Origin of the sequence: Oceanobacillus sp. HCA-5259, assembly GCF_037892815.1 — a bacterium.
GTDB lineage: Bacteria > Bacillota > Bacilli > Bacillales > Amphibacillaceae > Oceanobacillus > Oceanobacillus indicireducens.
The window spans coordinates 22,151-43,982 of the sequence record NZ_JBBKBV010000002.1 but is presented as its reverse complement, the minus strand read 5'-3'; the positions used below and the strand labels follow the sequence as shown (position 1 = coordinate 43,982).

The 21,832-nt window shown below is 41.0% G+C and carries 18 protein-coding genes and 1 riboswitch; of the genes, 8 read left to right on the top strand and 10 right to left on the bottom strand.

Features of this window, described 5'->3' with window-relative positions; translation table 11 throughout:
• Window positions 1-73: 73 nt before the first annotated feature.
• Complete coding sequence (locus WKU33_RS01485; RefSeq protein ID WP_340452851.1) at window positions 74-2,827, top strand: UPF0182 family membrane protein; 2,754 nt, start codon at window positions 74-76, stop codon at window positions 2,825-2,827.
• A gap of 177 nt (window positions 2,828-3,004) precedes the next feature.
• The gene (locus tag WKU33_RS01480; RefSeq protein WP_340452850.1) at window positions 3,005-3,682 is read left to right on the top strand and encodes a 3D domain-containing protein; all 678 of its coding nucleotides are present in this window, start codon (window positions 3,005-3,007) and stop codon (window positions 3,680-3,682) included.
• Between the two features lie 43 nt (window positions 3,683-3,725).
• Here the strand turns inward: WKU33_RS01480 and WKU33_RS01475 are convergent, their stop codons facing one another.
• The 3 genes from WKU33_RS01475 to deoD form a co-directional block, all read right to left on the bottom strand.
• The gene (locus WKU33_RS01475; RefSeq protein WP_156855590.1) at window positions 3,726-4,202 is read right to left on the bottom strand and encodes a divergent PAP2 family protein; all 477 of its coding nucleotides are present in this window, start codon (window positions 4,200-4,202) and stop codon (window positions 3,726-3,728) included.
• Window positions 4,203-4,480: 278 nt separating this feature from the next.
• Complete coding sequence (locus WKU33_RS01470; protein ID WP_340452849.1) at window positions 4,481-5,074, bottom strand: biotin transporter BioY; 594 nt, start codon at window positions 5,072-5,074, stop codon at window positions 4,481-4,483.
• Window positions 5,075-5,192: 118 nt separating this feature from the next.
• A complete protein-coding gene (gene deoD, locus WKU33_RS01465) occupies window positions 5,193-5,894 on the bottom strand; it encodes a purine-nucleoside phosphorylase (protein WP_336252940.1) in 702 nt (233 codons plus the stop codon).
• A 204-nt stretch (window positions 5,895-6,098) separates the two neighbouring features.
• Here deoD and WKU33_RS01460 point away from each other — a divergent pair, with 204 nt between their 5' ends.
• The gene (locus WKU33_RS01460; protein ID WP_156855587.1) at window positions 6,099-6,362 is read left to right on the top strand and encodes a phosphocarrier protein HPr; all 264 of its coding nucleotides are present in this window, start codon (window positions 6,099-6,101) and stop codon (window positions 6,360-6,362) included.
• Between the two features lie 99 nt (window positions 6,363-6,461).
• Here the strand turns inward: WKU33_RS01460 and WKU33_RS01455 are convergent, their stop codons facing one another.
• Window positions 6,462-6,860, bottom strand: a complete 399-nt coding sequence (locus WKU33_RS01455; RefSeq protein ID WP_188856321.1) for a kinase-associated lipoprotein B — start codon at window positions 6,858-6,860, stop codon at window positions 6,462-6,464.
• Between the two features lie 117 nt (window positions 6,861-6,977).
• Between WKU33_RS01455 and WKU33_RS01450 the strand changes: the two genes are divergently transcribed.
• Together WKU33_RS01450 and WKU33_RS01445 are read left to right on the top strand one after the other, a co-directional pair.
• Window positions 6,978-7,166, top strand: coding sequence for a hypothetical protein (locus WKU33_RS01450; protein WP_156855585.1), 189 nt, complete (start codon window positions 6,978-6,980; stop codon window positions 7,164-7,166).
• 76 nt (window positions 7,167-7,242) lie between these two features.
• Window positions 7,243-7,755: a superoxide dismutase family protein gene (locus WKU33_RS01445; protein ID WP_336252942.1), complete on the top strand. Its 513-nt coding sequence runs from the start codon at window positions 7,243-7,245 to the stop codon at window positions 7,753-7,755.
• A 482-nt stretch (window positions 7,756-8,237) separates the two neighbouring features.
• Here WKU33_RS01445 and WKU33_RS01440 read toward each other — a convergent pair whose 3' ends face one another.
• The 4 genes from WKU33_RS01440 to WKU33_RS01425 all read right to left on the bottom strand — a co-directional run bounded on the left by WKU33_RS01440 (window position 8,238) and on the right by WKU33_RS01425 (window position 12,475).
• Window positions 8,238-9,410: a MalY/PatB family protein gene (locus WKU33_RS01440; RefSeq protein WP_340452848.1), complete on the bottom strand. Its 1,173-nt coding sequence runs from the start codon at window positions 9,408-9,410 to the stop codon at window positions 8,238-8,240.
• Between the two features lie 305 nt (window positions 9,411-9,715).
• Entirely contained in the window at window positions 9,716-11,062 is a 1,347-nt protein-coding gene (locus WKU33_RS01435; RefSeq protein ID WP_156855582.1) for a glucose-6-phosphate isomerase, read from the bottom strand.
• 173 nt (window positions 11,063-11,235) lie between these two features.
• Complete coding sequence (yugI, locus tag WKU33_RS01430) at window positions 11,236-11,607, bottom strand: S1 domain-containing post-transcriptional regulator GSP13 (protein ID WP_340452847.1); 372 nt, start codon at window positions 11,605-11,607, stop codon at window positions 11,236-11,238.
• Between the two features lie 310 nt (window positions 11,608-11,917).
• Complete coding sequence (locus tag WKU33_RS01425; protein WP_156855580.1) at window positions 11,918-12,475, bottom strand: thioredoxin family protein; 558 nt, start codon at window positions 12,473-12,475, stop codon at window positions 11,918-11,920.
• A gap of 658 nt (window positions 12,476-13,133) precedes the next feature.
• Here WKU33_RS01425 and WKU33_RS01420 point away from each other — a divergent pair.
• The 3 genes from WKU33_RS01420 to WKU33_RS01410 all read left to right on the top strand — a co-directional run bounded on the left by WKU33_RS01420 (window position 13,134) and on the right by WKU33_RS01410 (window position 20,236).
• Window positions 13,134-14,189, top strand: a complete 1,056-nt coding sequence (locus tag WKU33_RS01420) for a M20/M25/M40 family metallo-hydrolase (RefSeq protein WP_156855579.1) — start codon at window positions 13,134-13,136, stop codon at window positions 14,187-14,189.
• 508 nt (window positions 14,190-14,697) lie between these two features.
• Window positions 14,698-18,978, top strand: a complete 4,281-nt coding sequence (locus tag WKU33_RS01415) for a S8 family serine peptidase (protein ID WP_340452846.1) — start codon at window positions 14,698-14,700, stop codon at window positions 18,976-18,978.
• A gap of 324 nt (window positions 18,979-19,302) precedes the next feature.
• Window positions 19,303-19,447, top strand: a riboswitch (FMN riboswitch).
• A 198-nt stretch (window positions 19,448-19,645) separates the two neighbouring features.
• The gene (locus WKU33_RS01410) at window positions 19,646-20,236 is read left to right on the top strand and encodes an ECF transporter S component (protein ID WP_340452845.1); all 591 of its coding nucleotides are present in this window, start codon (window positions 19,646-19,648) and stop codon (window positions 20,234-20,236) included.
• Between the two features lie 168 nt (window positions 20,237-20,404).
• Here WKU33_RS01410 and WKU33_RS01405 read toward each other — a convergent pair whose 3' ends face one another.
• Both WKU33_RS01405 and WKU33_RS01400 read right to left on the bottom strand, forming a co-directional pair.
• Window positions 20,405-20,758: a hypothetical protein gene (locus WKU33_RS01405; protein ID WP_156855577.1), complete on the bottom strand. Its 354-nt coding sequence runs from the start codon at window positions 20,756-20,758 to the stop codon at window positions 20,405-20,407.
• 58 nt (window positions 20,759-20,816) lie between these two features.
• Window positions 20,817-21,752, bottom strand: coding sequence for a 1,4-dihydroxy-2-naphthoate polyprenyltransferase (locus WKU33_RS01400; protein ID WP_156855576.1), 936 nt, complete (start codon window positions 21,750-21,752; stop codon window positions 20,817-20,819).
• Window positions 21,753-21,832 lie beyond the last annotated feature (80 nt).

The following is a 21,832-nucleotide window of genomic DNA, read 5'->3' as shown; positions in this document are numbered from 1 at the left end:
TGTAAAGAGCGCCTTAGCTTACTTTCTGTTATCATTAGTAATGATAAAGATAAATAAGAGAGGGAGGGTTACATTGGATAAACAACCACGTACATTAACGCCGGAACAAATGGCAAAAATGAAGAAAATGGGGAAGTTTTTCGGCTGGATATTTGGAATCTTGTTAGTGGTAGGACTTCTATTTTTACTTACATTTAATTGGATTACCGACTATATATGGCTTGATAACTTAGGATTCGGTAGCGTATTTACAACTATTCTTGGAAGTAAAATGACACTGATTGTAGTAGGATTCGTCCTCTTCTTTATTGCGTCTTTCCTTACATTGCAGTGGATTCGCAGTTCTTACATCAATCATTTCCATGAAAGCCAGTTACCGCCATTTCTTGCGGAGAAAAAATTAAGCCGCTTAATTATCGTCGGTACGTCTTTCTTTGTTGGAATTTTAGGAAGTTCTGTCGTCCAAGGACTTGGATGGGAACCGCTGCTAAAATTTTTACAGCATGAAAAATTTGGAATAACCGACCCGCATTTTAATATGGACATTTCTTTCTATATGTTCGTCTTACCATTCTTGGAGTTTATCGTCTATTTAATCTTAACATTGGCGATCTTAGCTCTTCTAACTGTGATTGGGGCTTATTCTGTATTCCACATGTACCGCTTAAGTAAACGGGCCCAGCTCCATATAGGAGTTACAATCGGACTTGTAGGATTGATGGTGGCAGCGATTCATTTTCTGCAGCCATACCACACCTTACTATCAAACCAGGTGAATATATTCCAGACGAGTGTCGTATATGGTTTAAGCTATACCGATGAACTTATTAACATACCGAAAGCATATATTCTAGCGGGAGTTGCAATAATTGCGGCAGTATGGACAATTATTTCCTTATACCGTGGCAAAATTAAATCAGCAATTATACCAATCGCTGCTTATGTCGTCGTATTGATTGTGGGGCAGGGTGCATCGATGATTGTGCAGAGCTTCGTCGTTTCACCAAATGAATTCCAAAGAGAATCACCGTATTTGGAACGTAACTTGGAATTTACTCGAGCAGCTTATGATTTAGATGAGATAAAGGAAGAAGAGCACCCGGGAAATTATTCACTTGATGAGGCGATGGTAGAGAGGAATTCACTTACCATTGACAACATCCGAATTAACGACTCGCGGCCACTTTTAGATATCTATAATCAAATCCAAACGTTCCGGACCTATTATCGTTTTAATGATATTGATATTGACCGGTATGAAATTGATGGTGATTATCAGCAAGTGTTTATTGGAGCCCGTGAATTGAGTACGGAAGATTTACCAGAACAAGCCCAAACATGGGTGAACAGGAACCTCCGTTATACACACGGTTACGGGATTGCGATGAGTCATGTTAATGAAATTACGTCCCAAGGTCAGCCACAATATTTACAGAGAAATATTCCTGTTGAAGGAACGATTGATGTAACTCGTCCACAAATTTATTTCGGGGAAGAAGAGTATAACGACGTGATCGTTAATACGAAAGTGGATGAATTCGATTATCCATCCGGAGACGAGAATGTTTCCACCCGTTATGAAGAAGAAGCTGGGATTCAGTTGACCGGTCTCAATCGATTATTATTTGCCATTGATCAAGGGTCCTTCCGCTTCTTGGTATCCGATCAATTGGATTCGGAAAGTAGACTACTGAAGACCCGTAATATTATGGACCGTGTTCAAAAGATTGCTCCATTCTTTGAATATGATTCTGACCCATATATCTTTATTAGAGATGATGGAAGCTTAGCGTGGATGATGGATGTCTATTTAATCGCTGAGAACTATCCTTACTCCGAACAATTTAGCGGAGACAGCAACTACATCCGTAACTCGGTCAAGGTTGTTGTTGATGCATATACCGGGGAAGTTGATTTTTATATTGTTGAACCAGATGAGCCGCTCGTGAAGACATATCAGACGATTTTCCCTGATCTTTTCACAGAAGAGATTCCAGAAGATGTTCAGCGTCACTTCCGTTACCCGGAAACATTATTTAAAGTACAGTCGGAAATGTATGGTACATACCATATGTCGAACTTAGAAGTGTTTTATAACCGTGAAGACTTCTGGCAATTCGCTACAGAGAATTATTTCGACTCTGATGTTGTCATTGAACCGTATTATATTACGATGAAATTACCGGAATATGAAGAGGAAGAATTCATTCTTATGGTTCCATACACTCCTAGAAATAGGCAGAATATGATCGCCTGGATGGGAGTTCGGAATGATGGGGAGCATTACGGTGAATTATTCGTCTACACCTTCCCGAAACAGCGAAATATTTATGGACCGCAGCAAATTGAGAACCGAATTAATCAGGACAGTACGATTTCTCAACAGCTGAACTTATGGTCTCAAGGTGGTTCGGAAGTTATTCGCGGAAACTTGATTGCGATACCGATAGAGGACACGATTATGTATGTTGAACCGATTTATATCGAATCGTCCAATGAAACATCTCTGCCGGAAGTTAAACAAATCATCGTCGCTTATGAGGATCATATTGTCATGGAGACGACTCTGGAACGTGCAATGGAATCGCTCTTTGAATTAATGGATCCAGATGCAGGAACACCTCCAGCAACAGATGACGGTGACTCTGAAGAACTTCCAGAGGATGAGGACTCAATGCCATCTATCCCGCTTGAGGGAGCAGAAATGATTCTTGAACAATTCTCTACATTATTTGATGATTACCAAGAAGCATTATCTAGTGGAGATTGGGAAGAGGCTGGAAGAATTATGGCTGAGATTGAAGAAATACTCGCTACGATGGAATAAAATAATATGTGTTGTTCAATCTAAGACGGCGCAGGTAATTCCTGCCCGTCTTTTCTTTATTGATTTTAAATTTTAAAATAATAATGTATATTGATCAAAAATCTGGACATCCTAGTCTGGTGTAAAGGTAGTTGTTAAAAATAAACTATCAAATAGCAGTACCAGAGAGGTGTAAAGATGAATATTTCTTACAAAAAGCTAGGAATTGTCAGCTTATATATTGCTATCTTCCTAGTGGTTGTATCGATGTTGGTGACGGAAGAAGATGTCCATACAAAGGCAGCGAACACCCAACACGAAAATGGGGAAATGATACAGGAACAAATCGGACAGAGAGAAACAGCCCTATCAGAAAAAGAATTACAACATAGACAAGCACCAGTTACGTATATTTCAAGTGACAGTATTGAAGCACCACAATCATTAGAAGATGCAATCGATTTGGAAGCATATCCTACGGTCCAGGTCGTTGCGACAGGCTATACGGCAGGTTATGAATCAACTGGAAAAACCGAAATGCATCCAGAATACGGAATCACCTTTTCAGGGGTTACGGTAAAAAGGGATTTATATTCAACGATTGCAGCAGACTTAGATGTATTTCCAATCGGTACGATTCTCTTTATCCCGTCCTATGGATATGGTGTGGTAGCGGATAAAGGTAGTGCAATCCAAGGAAATAAAATCGATTTGTATTATGATACAGTCGATGATGTATTTAAGGAGTGGGGGAAACAAAAACTTGACGTTTATGTGATTGAAATGGGGAACGGCGAGTTAACGGAAGAAGCCCTCGCAGAACTTAATGAAGATGAAGCTCTCCAGGTATTTCGCTCAGAATTTACAGGAGAATAATAAAAAAATCCAGAGAGGAATTAAATTTCCTTTCTGGTTTTTTTTAAATAAACCAAGGATGGACAACAAACGCAACAATAATTCCTGTTATTGCGCCGAAGAAAACTTCAATCGGTTCGTGTCCTAATAATTCTTTTAAATCTTCTCGTCTTTCTTTATCCTCTTTCTTATTCCAGTCCCTGACATCTTCAAAAATAGTTTGCAAGTCGTTCATCAACCGATTCAGTACGACTGCATGTTTTCCTGCATGACGCCGAATGCCAGATGCGTCATACATCGTAATCACACTAAATACACAAGCGACTGCAAAAATGGTTGAGGTAACTCCTTCGACAATACCTACCGCGGTCGTAAGCGATGTTACTGCTGCCGAATGACTGCTCGGCATTCCACCTGTACTGAATGCGATTCGGAAAGAGAGCTCTCTTGCAACAATTAATTTAATCGGTATTTTTATAAATTGCGCAAAGACAATTGCAATTAAAGCAGCCCATAACGGAAAATTTGAAAAGATTTCCATTGCCTATTTCTTCCTTCCTGATCGTTGCCAACGTTCATTTAAGTTTACCATAACGGTATAACATCGTAAACAAAGCAATACAGATGGAAGTAATTAACCCAACTTTCGAAGTTTGAAACAGTGGATTACTAGCGCGAGTAGTTTTTACATATAATCACCATTTAGTTGCCCGCGGAAATGTGTCTGAACTGCGGACTCTGAGGGGATAGTGGCACCCACGCTGAATAAAAGTAATCAGTAGTTCAGTTAAATGCCTTGATTTTTTAAGATGTGAAGGCTTAGGCTCTTTCTTTAATCCAGTTTGCAGGTACACGCTTAACAAGCTGAACCATAAAGAAAGCAGCGACAAAGGAAAGGATCGTATCCTTAATTAAAAAGGGAACCATTCCGACCCAGGCGATAAGATAGGAAATCTCAAGATTAAGCCACGTATTCATCGCGAGATACATGTAAGATACTCCAATAACATAATTCAAAATGAGACCGGCGAAAGCACCTAAAGAATAACCAATCATCGATTCTTTATGAAACTTCTCGCTAATCCAGCCGGAAGCATAGGCGATAAATACAAAAGAAATAATAAAGCCACCTGTTGGACTGATTAAAGCAAAAGGTCCACCTTGTAATCCGGCGAAAATCGGCACCCCGCTCGCTCCGACAAGAATATATGTAATAATAGCAAAAGCACCAAGTCGTTTACCGAGCATAAATCCTGCCAAAATTGCAAAAAATGTTTGTAAAGAAAGGGGTACACTCGCTCCGCCAATTGGTATTGCCAGAAACGGAAACCAAACCGTAATATTTGCCCCTATCGCCATTAAACAAACGAACATTGCCCCAAATGTTAAATCAATTGATCTAATTCTGCTCATGAAAATTCCCCCTTGTAATGATAGTACGAGGAAATTAAAATTTTGTCAACTTTAATTTAATGAGGGTGACAATGTGGAAGAGCATCCCAGAAGTATGAGATGCTCTTTATCAATTTAATTATGCAGTTTCTAGTGCAATTTCAATCATTTCATTGAACGTTGTTTGACGTTCTTCTGCAGTTGTTTCTTCACCAGTTAGGATATGATCGGAAACGGTAAGAATGGATAGAGCGTGTCTGTTAAATTTAGCTGCGAGCGTGTATAAAGCTGTCGTCTCCATTTCCACCGCAAGTACTTTATAGGCTGCAAGTAATTCATGTACGGACTTGGCATTCTCGCGATAGAAGCTGTCACTTGTAAATACATTCCCGACTCGTACCGGCAAATTCTTATCCGACGCGGCATCATAAGCACTTTTTAATAGATCGAAATCTGCAAGGGGAGCATAGAAAATGTCTCCGAAGATAAGCTTGTTAACCTGGGAATCAGTTGTTGCGCCTTGGGCAAGGATGACATCTCTAACTTGCACATTTTCCTGTAGTGCTCCACAGCTTCCAACCCGAATTAAATTCTTCACACCATATTCACTTATCAATTCATTGACATAGATGGAAATGGACGGAACACCCATCCCAGTACCTTGGACAGAAATATCTTTACCTTTATATTTCCCAGTGTAACCGTACATGCCACGAACCTCATTATAAAGCTTAGCATCTTCTAAAAAAGTCTCGGCAATGTATTTTGCACGCAATGGATCTCCTGGAAGTAATATTGTTTCCGCTATTTCGCCTTTTTCTGCACCGATATGTACACTCATGAATATGCCTCCTTAAACTATCTTAAATTAAAGGTATCACACTAAAAGATGAATGACAAATGACAAATAACAAACATTTTTATAAAAAATGATAGCCGTTTCACTGGTTATTAGTTTAAAAGTAGCGAGGAATTGTTTATAATGGGGATGAGGGTTATATTGTAACAATAGTTATGGTAAATTGATGGAAGGGAAGCGATAAATATGGAAACAAAAAACTTTACAATAACCGCTGAATCAGGAGTACATGCACGTCCAGCTACATTATTAGTGAACAAGGCGGGACAGTACAGTTCAGATATTCAAATTACGTATAAGGATAAAAAAGTAAACTTGAAATCAATCATGGGTGTTATGTCCCTTGGTATCCCACGCGGTGCGGAAGTGGAAATATCTGCTGATGGTAATGATGCAGAAGAAGCAATTGAAGGTATTACTTCAGTTATTAAAGAACATTTAGGAGAGTAAGTAAGGAGCGAGACGTGGACATTTCTATTATTTTTGTAATCCACAGCATCTTTATCTTAAAATTTCCTCAGGAAAGAAAAAGGAAGCAAGAGAATGTCTCTAGCTTCCTTTTATAATTTTAAAGTATACTTCTTGTTCAAGACGCTCGAGCGTCTGTAAGGCCAGTCGGTTGTATGCACTGTCTTCTTCATTCAGCTTATTCCGATATGTTGCAATTGCTTGTTCCAACGACGCAGCATATTCCGGTACCTCACCATTAAATGGATGGACAGCCGGCTTTTTAACATTCATCTTCTCACGAAAGGCAAGTGCTTTCCGTTCATGAAAAAAGACATCTTTCGTTTCATACATATTATGTAGATCGCCTTGGAGCGGATGCTTATGGACAGCGAGTACTTCAATCAGGTACATGTCACCACGATCTTCCTTTACTTCGCCGATATACGTTCCTGACCTATAATGCGCTTTTGCAATTTCCCCAATCTTCACTTTCCCCATTTTTACAACCTCCCTTTAATTATTGTGCCAAATTCGTGAACTTTTTGCGAATAATTACCCCTTATTGTCTATTAAAAGTTAATTTTGCTATACTAATAAGTAAGGATGTGATGAAAGATGGATTTCTTCTATTTTCCAAGTGATAAATCCGAATTGATCATTCCGATACTCACTCTATTTCTTTTTATCGGACTAGCATTTGTTGCGGTGTACTTTATGGTGCGACGCTCGAAGAAGGAAGAAGAGAGGTTTGAAGAAGATTATAAAGAACGGATAGAGGAAGTAGAAAAAGAGTTGAAAGAATAATTAGCTGCTACAATCCAACGTTTAAAACTTTGCATTTTTTGGGATACTACAACTAGTAACCTAAAGGAGAAGCGATATGCGTTGGATTTTTTATTTGTTTTTAATTTTCTTAGCTGCTTGCACGTCTAATGATGATGAAACGTTGAAAGAAGTGGCCATGTTGAATGTGGATGGTGATAAGCTTGGAACCGCAACTTTGACCGAAGACTCTGAAGGAGTAAGTATTAAACTCAAATTAGAAGGGGTGAGTCCTGGATGGCACGGGATTCACGTACATGAATATGCAAAATGCGAACCACCAGACTTTACAAGTGCCGGGAATCACTATAACCCCGAAGATAAAGAGCATGGATTAATGAACCCAAAAGGCCCCCACCTTGGTGATCTCCCAAATGTCGAGGCAAATGGAGATGGTAAGATCGATGAGGAGATCAAGTTGCTGGACGCGACGCTATTAGATGGAAAAAACTCATTGATTCGGGAGGAGGGAACTTCTTTAGTTCTCCATGACGGTCCGGACGACGGGTATACCCAGCCAAGTGGAGATTCCGGAGAGCGGATTGCTTGCGGAAAAATTACTCCCAAGTAGCTAAGTCAAGAAAAGAGGCTGGGACATAACTTCTTAGTATGGTTATAAATCCGAACAAATGATAAGAAAGAGCATCAACAACCGCTCCGGGAATATACTACGCTTTCCGCAGGCGGCTGGTGAGCCTCCTCGGGCTGCCGCCCTGCGGGGTCTCACCGATGCCGGCCGACGAACAGGAGGTTCTAGTGCCGGCGTTGGTCACAGGACGTGACCGTACTTAGCCGGCCTCCTGCTGGAGTCTCCGTATATTCCCGGAGCTAGTTAGCAGTTTTGTTCGGATTTAATTCATATTAGAATAGTTATGTCCCAGCCTCTTCTAATTTTTCACGCATTAACGGTCTGAAATACCCCCACCTCTAAATAGGAGGGATGCCCAACATGTGAAGCTGGGGGATATACAGTCCGTAAATCCCTGATTCGGTTCAACTAACATTCAGTGGCGGAGGTAAGGAAACCCCCACTGAATGAAGTTTCACTTTATCTTATCTTCTATTTTCTACTGCTTTAATTATTCGATTAACAGCTTCTTCAAGTGTAGATCGTGGGCAACCCATGTTCAGGCGCATGAATTGACTCCCTTCCTCTCCGTAATCAATGCCTGCATTTAATCCGACCTTTGCTTCGGTTATGAAAAATTCTCGAATACCTTCTGCGTCAAGCCCAAGTCCACTGCAATCAATCCAAAGGAGGTACGTACCTTCCGTTTTCACTACTTTCAGTTCTGGAGCATGTTTTTCAAAGCTTTCTTTCACATATTGATAATGGCTTTCTAATAGAGCGGTTAATTCATCGACCCATGTAGCGCCGTGTGTATAAGCAGCCTGCATTGCAATTTGCCCCATTGTGTTTAATTGATTGTTGAAACCCTGTTTATTAAAGGCCTCATCTAATTTCCCTCTAACATCCAGATTAGGTGTCACGCAGTAAGACGCGGCTAATCCAGGTACGTTAAAGGTTTTCGATGGAGCCATGCATGTGATCGTCTGATTAGCAATTTCTTCAGATAGCGAGGCAATTGGAATATGCCTAAATCCGGGATAGGTAAGATCACCGTGAATCTCGTCAGAAATAATTAGCACATCATGTTTCACACATAACTTAGCCATTTCCTCTAGCTCTTCTTTCTTCCAAACCCTTCCAACCGGATTATGCGGTGAACAGAGGATGAACGCTTTTACTTCTTTAAGCTTAGCTTCAAAATCAGTAAAATCAATTGTGTAATAATTATCTTCAAAAACGAGAGGATTTTTAACAATTGTCCGGTTATGTGCCTTAATAACATTGTAAAAGGGCGGATAGACGGGCGTCTGAATTAATATTCCGTCTTCCGGTTTAGTTAATGCTTGAATAGCCATATGTAGGGAGGTAACGACTCCATTGCTGAAAGATAACCATTCTGGCTGAATATTCCATTGGTGTCTTTCCTTATTCCAACTAACAACTGTATCTTTTAATTCATCGTCTGCAATCGTATAACCATAGATTCCATGGCGTGCTCGTTCCATTAATGCTTCATTTACTTCTTTAGGCGCTTTAAAGTCCATGTCAGCAACCCACATTGGAATAACGTCAGTTGACCCGAAGAGTGTTTCTGCCATATCCCACTTTACGGATTTTGTATTTTTCCGGTCAATGTTTAGATCAAAATTTCCCATCAAACTACCTCCTCACAGTGTTATAGTTAATTATAGCAAAAAAAAAAGCAAAGCGATATACGCTCTGCTTACAGGGGGAATACGAGAAAGTCTTACGGTAATAGTATTACCCCTCCTATTAAATTATAAACACATAAACTAAAATATTTTAAAAAAACTCAACTTTGGCAGTTTGAAGCAGTTAGATATTCCGCTGTAATCAAGACAACCCGCGGATTATTATCATTCAGCGTAAGTGCTTATTTTTTCTGACTTCTCCGGGGAAAGACCTGATTTGGAACGCTTATAACCCATGAAGTCTCGTTTTATAATCTTTCTTCTAATTTAGCTTTTTCATCTTCGAATCCAGGTTTCCCGAGTAGGGCGAACATATTCTTTTTGTATGCCTCAACACCCGGCTGGTCGAATGGATTGACGCCGAGCAGATAACCGCTGATGGCACATGCTTTCTCAAAGAAATAAACGAGATAGCCGAATGTATATGCATCAAGTCTTGGGACTTCAACGATCAAGTTAGGTACGTCACCGTCTGTGTGGGCGAGCATTGTCCCTTGTAATGCTTTCTCATTGATTTCATGTAATGTTTTTCCAGCAAGATAGTTTAATCCATCTGCATCATTTTCCGCCTCTTCAAGCGTTAATTCTTTTTTTGATTCATGAACGCGAAGAACCGTTTCGAAAATATTTCTTCTTCCTTCTTGGATATACTGTCCAAGAGAATGTAGATCTGTTGTGAAGTTGGCAGAAGAAGGATAAATTCCTTTCAGGTCTTTCCCTTCACTTTCACCAAAGAGCTGTTTCCACCATTCGGCGAAATATTGCAAGCTTGGCTCATAGTTAATGAGAAGCTCCGTCACTTTTCCTTTATTATATAAAATATTACGGATCGCTGCATACTGGTAGCTCGGATTCTCTTTTAAGTCAGGAGTTGCAAGGTCATCCATCGCTTGTTTTGCACCATTCATCATATCGTCTGTATTAATGCCGCTAACTGCGATTGGAAGTAGTCCAACGGCGGTAAGGACAGAGTATCTGCCGCCAACATCATCTGGAATGACGAAAGTTTCGTACCCAGCTTCGTCTGCTACACCTTTAAGCGCACCTTTTTCTTTATCTGTCGTTGCAAAGATACGGTTTTTCGCTTCTTCCATTCCATACTTTTCTTCTAAGTATTTCTTGAAAATCCGGAAGGCAACAGCAGGTTCCGTTGTTGTTCCACTCTTAGAGATTACGTTGATGGAAAAGTCTTTGTCTTTTAAGAGATCAAATAATTCCGCAGTATAGGTTGAGCTTAGATGGTGCCCAACAAAAATAATTTGAGGTACTTTTCTATCATCTTTGGAAAGTAAGTTTTGGAAAGAATGATTCAACATCTCAAGAGCAGCACGCGCACCAAGATAGGAACCGCCAATTCCAATTACGAGTAAAATATCGGAATGCTCACGGATTTTCTCCGCTGCCTGTTTAATTCTTGCATATTCCTCTTTATCATAGTTCTCCGGTAAATCGACCCAACCGAGGAAGTCACTTCCTTGTCCTGTTTTCTCATGGACAAGTTCATGGGCCTTATCGACAAATGGTTGCATATGATGAAGTTCTTCTTCAGAGAAGAATGGTAGTGCTTTATCGTAGGTTAGTGTAACTTTTGTCATATGTATTCTCCTTTTTTATTCGGATTTATTAGTTTAACTTTACGGGATTTACTTTTAGAAATCAAGAAGGAGAGACCGTCATGGCGGATGTTCATTGTTTTGTCATAAAAAAATGTTCCTTTAAGTATTACTTAAAGGAACATTTCCAGCAAGGGCGCTTTCACCTTTGTTTATTATTTATTCTCTGATTGTTTTATCCATTCTTGAAGCTTGTCTCTTAATGTGTTAAATCCTGTAGTAGAATCATTTGATACTGTTTGATTGTTAGTAGAGGATTTTGCTTGAGTTTCTTTCTTTGGCGCTTCTTCTGTAGCCCGAATGGATAGGGATACTTTGTTTTCCGCTTCATTTACTTCAAGAATTTTCACTTTCACTTCATCGCCAATTTTAAGATGATCATTAATATCATTTACAAATCCATGTGTAATTTCTGATATATGAACCAACCCTTGTGTCTCTTCATCCAACTGGACAAAGGCACCATATGGCTGGATTCCTGTTACCTTACCATCCACAATTTGACCTTTTTCTAGACTTTTATTCATGCCGAACAACTCCTATTATTTAATTCAACTCTATTCTTTTCACACAATTATCCATTTTAACATAAAAATATTATTCTAGCAAAAATCATAGAGTGTCCGGGTTGTTCTGATAAAGTGAAACTCATTCAGTGGGGGATCCTTATCATCCCCACTGAATGTTAGTTGAACAGAATCAGGGATTTACGGACTGTTTATCCCCGCCTTGACATACTGGGTTTCCCTCATAGGGGAGGGGGTATTACAGACCGTTAATACGTGGTAAAAGTTTATGAATAAACCAATTCATCTCGTGACTTCAGTCGTGCGAAGTTCAATTGATTGATTCTAACTTTTGCTTAATGCTTTCATACACATCGTGCCAAAACTCGGTATTGTCGCGGAAGGATTTACCGATGAACGTATACATTTCTTTCGCTTTATCCTCATGATCTGGCGCGTCTTTTGGTGGTAGAGCAGCGCGGGATTCGTCGACAAAATTTTGAAGTTTTGCAGCCCGAGGCCCCCATTTCGCGACTTCTTCACCAGCTTCATTAATGAAAATAAAGATTGGAATGGATCGGGCTGTTCCATTCGTTAAATATTGATCCATTAATTCTAAATTATCATCACGGAGCAACATCCGTACTTCCAGATTCGCTTTTTCAGAGATTCGCAATAGGATTGGAACGTTCAGCATGGCATCTCCACACCAGTCCTCCGTTAATACGATTGCTCGTAATTTCATACTGGCAATTTTTTCAAAAAATGTCTCATCTTCAGGTAAATTGAAGTTATCATAAATATGGAGGAGACCATCCTTGTTTTGCTTCATGCTCTCGATATAATCATCTGCTTGCATTGCTTGTTCGAACCATTGATTTAAAGACATACAACCCAACTCCTTCATGTTTAGTCGCTTAAATTTTACCGGTGTTCATGCTTTAAGTAAACAAAATTGCCTTCTTTTGTTAAAATGGAATAATACACGACTCAACTTTCGCAGCTCGCTTTCATTCAGCGTAAGCGCAACTTTCTATTGGAAGTCCGCAGTCCAGACACCTCTCGCACCTGCTGAGCGGCTGGTGAGCCTCCTCGGGCTGTCGCCCTGTGGGGTCTCACCTATGCCTTTCCTCCTGCAGGAGTCTCGAGGTGTCTGGACTGCTCCGAGGAAAGGCGTGATTTGGATTACTGTTTAATATTACAGAAGTACAATCCTTATCATAACGGAATAATTTCTTTTTAAAATAATCCTTTAGACCAGTTCAGTTGCCCGGCGGACGGTGACTCCTACGGGAAAAGCACGAGTCCGAAGACCTGAGCAGGAAGCGAACTTCTTCCGAGGCAGACTAAGAACGCTCTCGTATGTGGCAACGTCTGACATTAACGTCCTGTGCGTCGAGGCTTCGGCTGTGCCCGTGGGAAGCATCCGTCCGCCGGGCAACTGAACGGTAATTAGAACGCCAATAAATGCACAAAACACTTACGCTGAATGAAAGTGTTGATTTTTAGGTGCGAGGGTTGAGTAAATGATGATTAGGAGGAATTAAATGACAATGTTCAATCAAGATTTTCTGATGGAATTATTAAATACCGCTTCCCCATCCAGTATGGAGATGGATATTCAACGGAAATGGATGGCATACGTTAAAGAATTTGCTGATGAAGTGCGTACAGATAACGCTGGTAACGTGATTGGAATCCTGAACCCGGAAGCCCCGTTTAAAGTATTGCTGGCAGGACATAGTGATGAAATCGCCCTTGTCATCAACCGTATTGATGAACAAGGATTTCTGCACTTTGATAAGGTGGGTGGGATTAATCCAAAGGCAGCAGTCGGAATGCGAGTCGATGTCTTAGGATACAATGGTAAAGTTACCGGTGTTATTGGAGTGAATGCCCAGCATCACGGTGGCTTAAAAGATGATTTCACTTTAGCGGATTTATTTATCGACTGTGGTTATAAAACAAAAGAAGAGGCGGAAAAAGTTGTTCAAATCGGCGACCTCTGTGTATATAAGACAGAACCGGAAATCTTGCAGGACCGGTATATTGCCGGAAGAGGACTTGATAACCGGACAGGATCTTTCATCGTTGCAGAAGTTTTGAAGCGCCTTGCGGATAAAAATCTTCAAGTCGGAGTATATGCGGTGAGCACAGTAAATGAAGAAACAAATATGGGTGGTGCCTATTTTGCTGCAGCAGGAATTGAACCGACAATGGCAATTGCTTGTGATGTGACTTTTGCAACAGACTATCCTGGCGTGAATAAGAATAAATATGGAGATATTAAGCTTGAAGGCGGCCCAGTACTTGCAAAAGGTGCACCGATTAATATTAAAATAAACCAGCTTCTCGAAAAAGCGGCAGCAGATTTACAGCTGAACGTACAGTATGAGCTGACTCCAAGGCATACAGGAACAGATGCAGACCGAATGCGCTTGACTGGAAAAGGTGTCCCTGTTTCCCTTGTTTCCCTGCCATTACGTTACATGCATTCCCCGGTAGAAACGACAAGTATTAAAGATATAGAAGAAGAAATTACCTTGCTTGTAGAGATGATTTCAAACCTTTCAGGTGACGAGAGCTTAAACCCACTTGATTAAAGGTGAAATAGTTTAGTGGCGGATAGACCTACCAATTAAAAAAGGTATGAGGAGAGTCTCACTAAATTGGTTAAAAACAGTGATCAAATACAGGAGAAAAGGCCTTGTTTTCTTAAACTTAGAAAACAAAGGCCTTTTTCTTATGTATCAGTTAGGTCAAATCTATCATTTTTCTGTTCGCTAATCTTTGAAATTCTCTATTTGCAGTCCTTTTTCCATGAATTATAGAAAAAATAACATGAATTCTATTAAATCCTCCTATTTTCTATCGAAAGGCCCATGAAGAGAAAGAGGAAAATATAATGCATATCTATCAATTTTGAGGACCCGGTAAAATAGTGACATAATTCGACACTTTATTGTAGCTAATCCTACTATACTAGGATTAACACCTAGAATTTACCTGTCGCTAATTTCTGGGGAAATCGACAAATTTAAAAAAAGGGGAGGTTGATTTAATAAAACGTCGAAACTCCGGAAAGAAATTTTAAAAAGGGAGGAAAAATCTTTGAGAGTTAAGCGCAAAAGACGAACGAAAGCTTTCAGTATTGCAGCAATTGTAGTCATGATCGTATCACTCATCCTGCCGGGTGCCGGACTTGCGAAATCAAAAAGCGAAGTTAGCCATTCGTTGAATGATTCGCGTGAGCTTCAAGAACAGAAAGTGAATGAGCGTCTATTGGAGAGTTTCAAAGATGATGAGTTTGTTACTTTTCTAGTCAAGTTTACAGATAAGGCTGCAGTAGAAGATGTAGCGAAAAAGATGAGAGAAGATGCGGCAAAATCAAATCTATCACTGAGTCAAGCAGAACATATGCAACGATCAGCTGTAATTGCTGAATTAAAAGAAACTTCCTTTGCATCACAGCAGCACGTGACAGAGTATATTGAACAGGAAATTGAAAACGGAAATGCCAAGGATTTTGTTTCCTATCATATTGTGAACGGCATGGCAGTCACAGCTACGAAAGAGGTTGCCGAAAAAATCGCTACTTTTTCTGAAGTGGAAAAATTACTGCCAAATGAAGTTCGACAGTTGAACACAACGGTATCGGAAAGAGCGGAAAAAGAAGAAGCAGAACTTGCGAATGTCGAATGGAACATTGAACGGGTCGGTGCTCCAGCTGCTTGGGAAATGGGGATCGATGGAACAGGCATGGTTGTGGCGAGCATTGACTCTGGCGTTCAGTGGGACCACCCAGCATTGAAAGAAAAGTACCGCGGTTATGATGCAAGCACGGGTGATGCGGATCACACGTATAGCTGGTTTGACGCTACGGCCGGAGAGGATACTCCGTACGATGATGACGGACATGGTACACATGTAACCGGGACGATGGTCGGGTCTGAGCCGGATGGTTCGAACCAAGTTGGAGTCGCTCCTGGTGCGAAGTGGATTGCTGTTAAGGCATTTACGGCAGCGGGTGGAACGGATACAGATTTACTTGCTGCAGCTGAGTGGATTATGGCTCCAGGCGGAGATGTCTCGCAAGCTCCTGATGTAGTGAATAACTCTTGGAGTGGTGGTTCGGGAATGGATGAATGGTATCGGGATGTTGTCATTGCCTGGCGCGCAGCAAATATTTTTCCTGAATTCTCAGCTGGTAATGTAACATTAACGAACCCAGGTGGGCCAGGTTCGGTTGCTAACCCGGCAAACTACCCGGAATCTTTTGCGACAGGCGCAACGGATGTTAATGATGATTTAGCTAATTTCTCTTTACAAGGACCATCTCCTTATGACGAGATTAAGCCTGATGTTTCAGCGCCAGGGGTGAATATTCGCTCAAGTGTACCTGGCAGTGGGTATGAAGGTGGTTGGAATGGAACTTCGATGGCAGGACCAGCCGTTTCAGGAGCTGTAGCGTTAATAAAACAAGCAAATGCGAATTTGACAGTTGATGAAATCGAGGAAATTCTATCTACTACGGCAACACCATTAACGGACGATACATTCCCTGAGTCACCGAATAACGGATATGGCCACGGACTGCTGGATGCATATGAAGCAGTATCTTCCGTTGTTTCCGGACTAGGTGTCATTGATGGGGCTGTAAGTAAAGATGGAGAGGATACAGAAGCACCAACTTATAGTCATGATGCCCCTGAAGTGATATATGCGGGTATGGATCTTGATGTAACAATTACTGCAGAAGATAATATAAGTGTAACCTCTGTAGAACTTGTCTACGAAGATAACCGGATCGAAGCGAAGCGGGTATCTGGAGATCATTTGTCAGGTGAGTACACGGTAACTGTTCCAGGTGAGGATATTGAAGAGGGAACATTTGAGTATCACTTTGAAATCAATGATTTCGGAAATAATTCGGTAACAACCGATTCCTACAGTGTAACGGTAGAACCAGGAATTACAGTAGGTTATTTTGAGGACTTTGAAAAGGCACCTAGCGGATGGACGGTATTCGGAGAAAATAGCAGTTGGGAACACGGAATCCCAACTTCCGGACCGGGTGAAGCCTTTTCCGGTGAAAATGTGTATGCAACAAATTTAAGCGGAACCTATAATAACTATGAAAATTCAACATTAGTCATGCCGCCGATTGATTTACCTGAAGGAGAAGCGTATTTACAATACAGCCAGTGGTACAATCTCGAGAATAACTGGGATTACGGGCATGTGTATATTTCTAGTGATATGGAAAACTGGGAACAGTTAGAGCGAATCACTAATGTTTCCGATGGCTGGATTGAGTCGGAAATTGATCTATCTGATTATAGCGGGGAAAGAGTTTATATCGGATTTAATCTGACTTCTGACATCAGCATTACCCGAGATGGTTGGTATATTGATGATGTTGGGCTTGCTGATACGTCAAGAAGTGAGTCAGCACAAGCACCGAACATCGGAATGAATTCTTCCGCTGGATTATTGTTAGGCCTTAATAGTATCGGAATGAAGAAGGCCCCAATTGATCCTGATAAACTAAAACCAGCATTTCCAGATGAAAAAGAATCGGTTAAAGAAGATGCAATTACACCTGCCGCTTTACCATTGGCTGCGACTGTCAGCGTGCTTGAAAGCGGAAGGTCAGTGAATACGAATCCTGCAGATGGGTCCTTCTCTATTACTCATGCTGCTGGTGACTTCACCGTAGTTGCAGAAAGTTATGGTTATCATCCTGCAGAAGAAAATGTAACAGTCGAGGCAGATGAATCTACAACAGTTAACTTTACTCTAGAAGAACAAGATGAATACACCGTTTCAGGTACGGTAACTGATGCAGTAACTGGTGAGGGAATTGCAGACGCTACACTTCTAATTGTAGAAGATGCGAATGTGGAAGCGGTTACGACAGATGAAAATGGTTCCTTTACGATCACTGCTTATGAAGGCGTATATACGCTAAAAGTACTAGCTCGTGGCTATCATGGAGCAGAAGTAGAAGCTGACTTTACTTCTGATGGTACGATTAATATTGAATTAGAACCTTTCTACACCGTTCCGGGCGGAGAGATTGGCTATGATGATGGAACAGCGGAAAATGCTCGTGCATTCTATGATGCTGGTAATGGCTGGGCAGTTCGTATGTCCCTTGATGAAGGACAAGAATCGGCAATTGTAACGGATGGGGTTTTCCAATTCCATGATGACGATTGGCCAGTTCCAGGAGGTACGGAATTTGCCGTTGAGGTATGGGATGCAAGTGGGCCGGATGGCACTCCAGGTGAGCGAATTGCCGGTCCAGTTGAAGCAGAGGCAATTCGGAGTCTGGATGAGTGGACGGTTGTTGACTTAAGTGAACATGCGATTCAAGTAAATGGTGATTTCTATATGGTCTATATTCAACGAGATGTGAATACAAATGCACCGGGTCTAGCAACAGATGAAAACGGGCCGAACGCAGAAAGAAGCTTCCAATATGTAGGCGGTGCATGGAATCAATCCCCGGCAGATGAAGGGAACTATATGATCCGTGCCAGAGTAAACTACGAGGTGGAAGAAGCGGTCATTACGTCTCCCGAAGATGGACTAATCACGAATGAAACAGAAGTTACTGTAGAAGGTACTGCTTCACCGACTACCTTCATTAAATTAGTAAATAATGGAGAAGAAGTAGATACAGTTGAAGTTGGAGATGACGGTAAATTTGCAATTCCTGCAACGCTTGCGGAAGGTGATAATGAGTTGGTTGCGGTCACCATACTGGATGATACAGAAATTATGGAATCCGAACCTGTAACAGTTGTCTTGGATACAGAAGCGCCAGCACTCACCATCGACAATCCTGAAGACGGCGAGAAAACAAATCGTGAAACTGTTACGGTAGAAGGAACAGTTGAGGATGCTAATCTTGATTATGTCGAGGTAAACGGACAGCGCGCTAAGATTGATGATGGGAATTACTCTCTGCGAATTATTCTTGATGAAGGGATAAATGACATTGAAGTTACAGCGGCCGACTTGGCGGGCAATTCAACGTCTGAAGCTGTATCGTTGGATGTCGACTTCACACCTCCTGCAATCGAGAATCTGACGCCTGAAGAAGATGTGTACTTGGGTGCAGGGGAAAGCGTGAAGTTCGAATTTGACAGTGAGCCTGGCTTAAAGTCCACATTTGTCGTCCATATGCCGCTCACGAATGTGAATTCCAACCCGACTGAATTACCGATGATGGAAACATCTGAAGGACATTATGTCGGCTACTGGACAGCAACAAGCAATGTTGTTGCAGAAGGAGCAGTTATCGAAGTAATCGCAGTCGATGATTATGGGAATGAAACAAGAGCTCAAACAGACGGGAAACTATTTATTAATACAGATGAATGATGGGGAAGGTGCGGCGATCTTGCCGCACCTTTTTCTTGGATAAGCTTAGGAATTTGCGGTTAACAAAATTTATTAGGCACTTCAGCAAAGCCTAAATATATTACTTCTTGAGTTAGCTTGCAACACGACGAGCAGCTATCAAACTTCACACTCCTCCAACCGATAAAGAAGAATTCCGATTGGCTTACCAGAGGCTTAGTCGCTCTAATACCCTTGTGTGAAAGTCAACACTTACTGTAAGAACACTTCCTTCTTTGCTTGAGCACGTCTCTTGCAATTTATTAAAAATGTAGTATACTTATTGTTAGTAATTGAATAATCGATTCTAATCTTCGGGGCAGGGTGCAATTCCCGACCGGCGGTGAGGGGTATACTTACTCTAAGTCCGCGAACCATAATTTCAATTCTTATGGTTGATCTGGTGTAATTCCAGGACCGACAGTTACAGTCTGGATGGGAGAAGATGTCGAGCCAAATCAAGGTGCTTTTTCGTGTACCTTCATTTACTCTTGTATTCCCAAACCCTAAAGCCCCATTTACGGCTTTAGGGTTTTTCTGTCTTAAAAGAAATTTTAAGACGCTGGAACAGAAGAGTTGTCAAAATGGCAAGGCGATCCTTCATCACGAGTTAGAATCGGTTAGCAAACGATGAAGGAGGAAGATGGAGATGCAAAAATCTGCAAAGCAATCTTCAAAGTTATTAAAACTTATTATTTTAGCACTGCTAGGATCAATCGCGCTTGTTTTATTTTTCTTGAATTTCCCGCTGCCGTTCCTACCACCATATTTAAAAATTGATTTTAGTGATGTACCGGCATTGATGGCTTCACTTATTTTTTCACCACTTGCTGGTGTAGCTGTCGTTCTCATTAAGAACGTGCTTTATTTCGCGGTGTCTGGATCAGGAGACCCGGTCGGTGTTCTAGCTAATTTTCTTGCAGGTGTAATGTTTGTCCTTCCAGTTTCACTTATTTATCATAAGTTCCATAAAGGTGTAAAATCGATCGTTTCCGGCTTAGTTACAGGAACAATCGTTATGGCAGTTGGAATGTCTGTATTAAATTATTATGTTATTCTGCCTGCTTATGCATGGTTTATGGGATGGGATATGAGTGAACAAATGGCGTGGGGCGCCGTTCTTGTTGGGGTGTTTTCATTTAACTTGCTGAAAGGAATTATTGTCGGAATGTTATTTGTTCCCGTGTTCATAAAAATGCGCAGCTGGATTGAACAGAAACAAACAAATTTAGCTGCATAATATACATTCAAAAAAGGTTCATCTCAAATAATTGAGGCTGAACCTTTTTTCATGTTTTGGAGAAATATAATAGAACCTGATTATCTGGCAAGGGCTGTACTTTTTAAAAAGAATAGTAGGCAAGGTCATTGGCGAATGATCCTGCCTACTATTCTTAGGTGTGTTTTTTTATTCTTCTTCTACAAGTGTTTTTGCAGTTGGGATAGCATCAAGTCTTTCCTCCGGTATTGGCTTTTGTGATACGACACTCATACCATACGTTTTATTATCAATCCGCTCCAGCGCATCATCAATCGCTTGTAACCGTTCCTTGTGAACGAGTTCCATTCCAGCATCACGCTCTTGTTCAAACTGTTCTGTACCCAGGTCAGCTGGATGATTGCCATAATCAGACAGCTCTTGGATCGAGTCGTTCGGTGATTTATTAGTAGATTGACTGGAAAGCTTTTCCGTTTCCGCTTTTAACTCGAGCAACCGCTTACGGAAATAAGCTAATTTATCATCCGAAAGATAGGTCTTCATCAAAATCGCTCCTTTTCATTCAGGCAACATTCAAGAAATTAAGCAGTGACAAGCACGCTTAGACAAATGCTGCAATGACGAGGGATATTCCAAGTAAGAAGCCGTAAATGGTGTTCGTTTTTCCAGTTGCAATCATTGCGGGCATCATTTCGAGTGGTTCGGTCTTACCACGGAAGTTTTTGATGACAGTTACGGCTTTCGGTACGCTAAGGAAAGTGATTAGTGTCCAGATAGGCAAGAGACGTGCAATAATTAAAGCTAATGTCCAGCCGTAAGCAATGCTAAATAGTACTGCAAGCACGGTAATTGCTTTTTTCCTGCCGATCAGTACAGCAATAGTTTTTCTTCCGCCAGCTTTATCCCCGTCACGATCCCGAATATTATTGGATAAATTGATGCTGCCGATAAAAATGGTAACTGGAATCGATATCCAAATTACTTCACTCGTAATTGTTAGAGTCTGGATGAAATACGTGATGCCGATAATGACTGTCCCCATTAGTACACCGGAAAACAACTCACCAAGTGGTGTATATGAAATTGGAATAGGTCCTCCAGTATATAGATAACCGATTGCCATACATATTAAACCGATAATAGCAATCCACCAACTTGACTCGATACAAATATAAACACCAAGAATAACAGCAATTCCATAGAATGTAATAGCAAGACTTCGAATTGTTTTCGGCTTTATCCCATCACGAACAATCGTGCCGCCGATCCCAACTGATTCCTCTGTATCTAGACCAAGTTTATAATCATAGTATTCATTAAACATATTTGTCGCAGCCTGAATTAATAAGGACGCTACGAGCATGGCGAGAAATAAGGTCCAGTTGATGGTTCCATCATGATAAGCAAGCATCGTACCGACGAATACAGGGATAAACGATGCTGTAAGTGTGTGCGGACGCATCAAGCGCCACCAGACGTCAAAGCCTGATTTCTCGTTCAATGCCTCTTTTATTGAATTTTTATTAACAGTATCCATAAATGTTCCCCCTCCACGCTATCCTATTAATCTTATGAAAATAAAGGACAAGTGTCAATTTCTTTTATTTTCCTCCATAT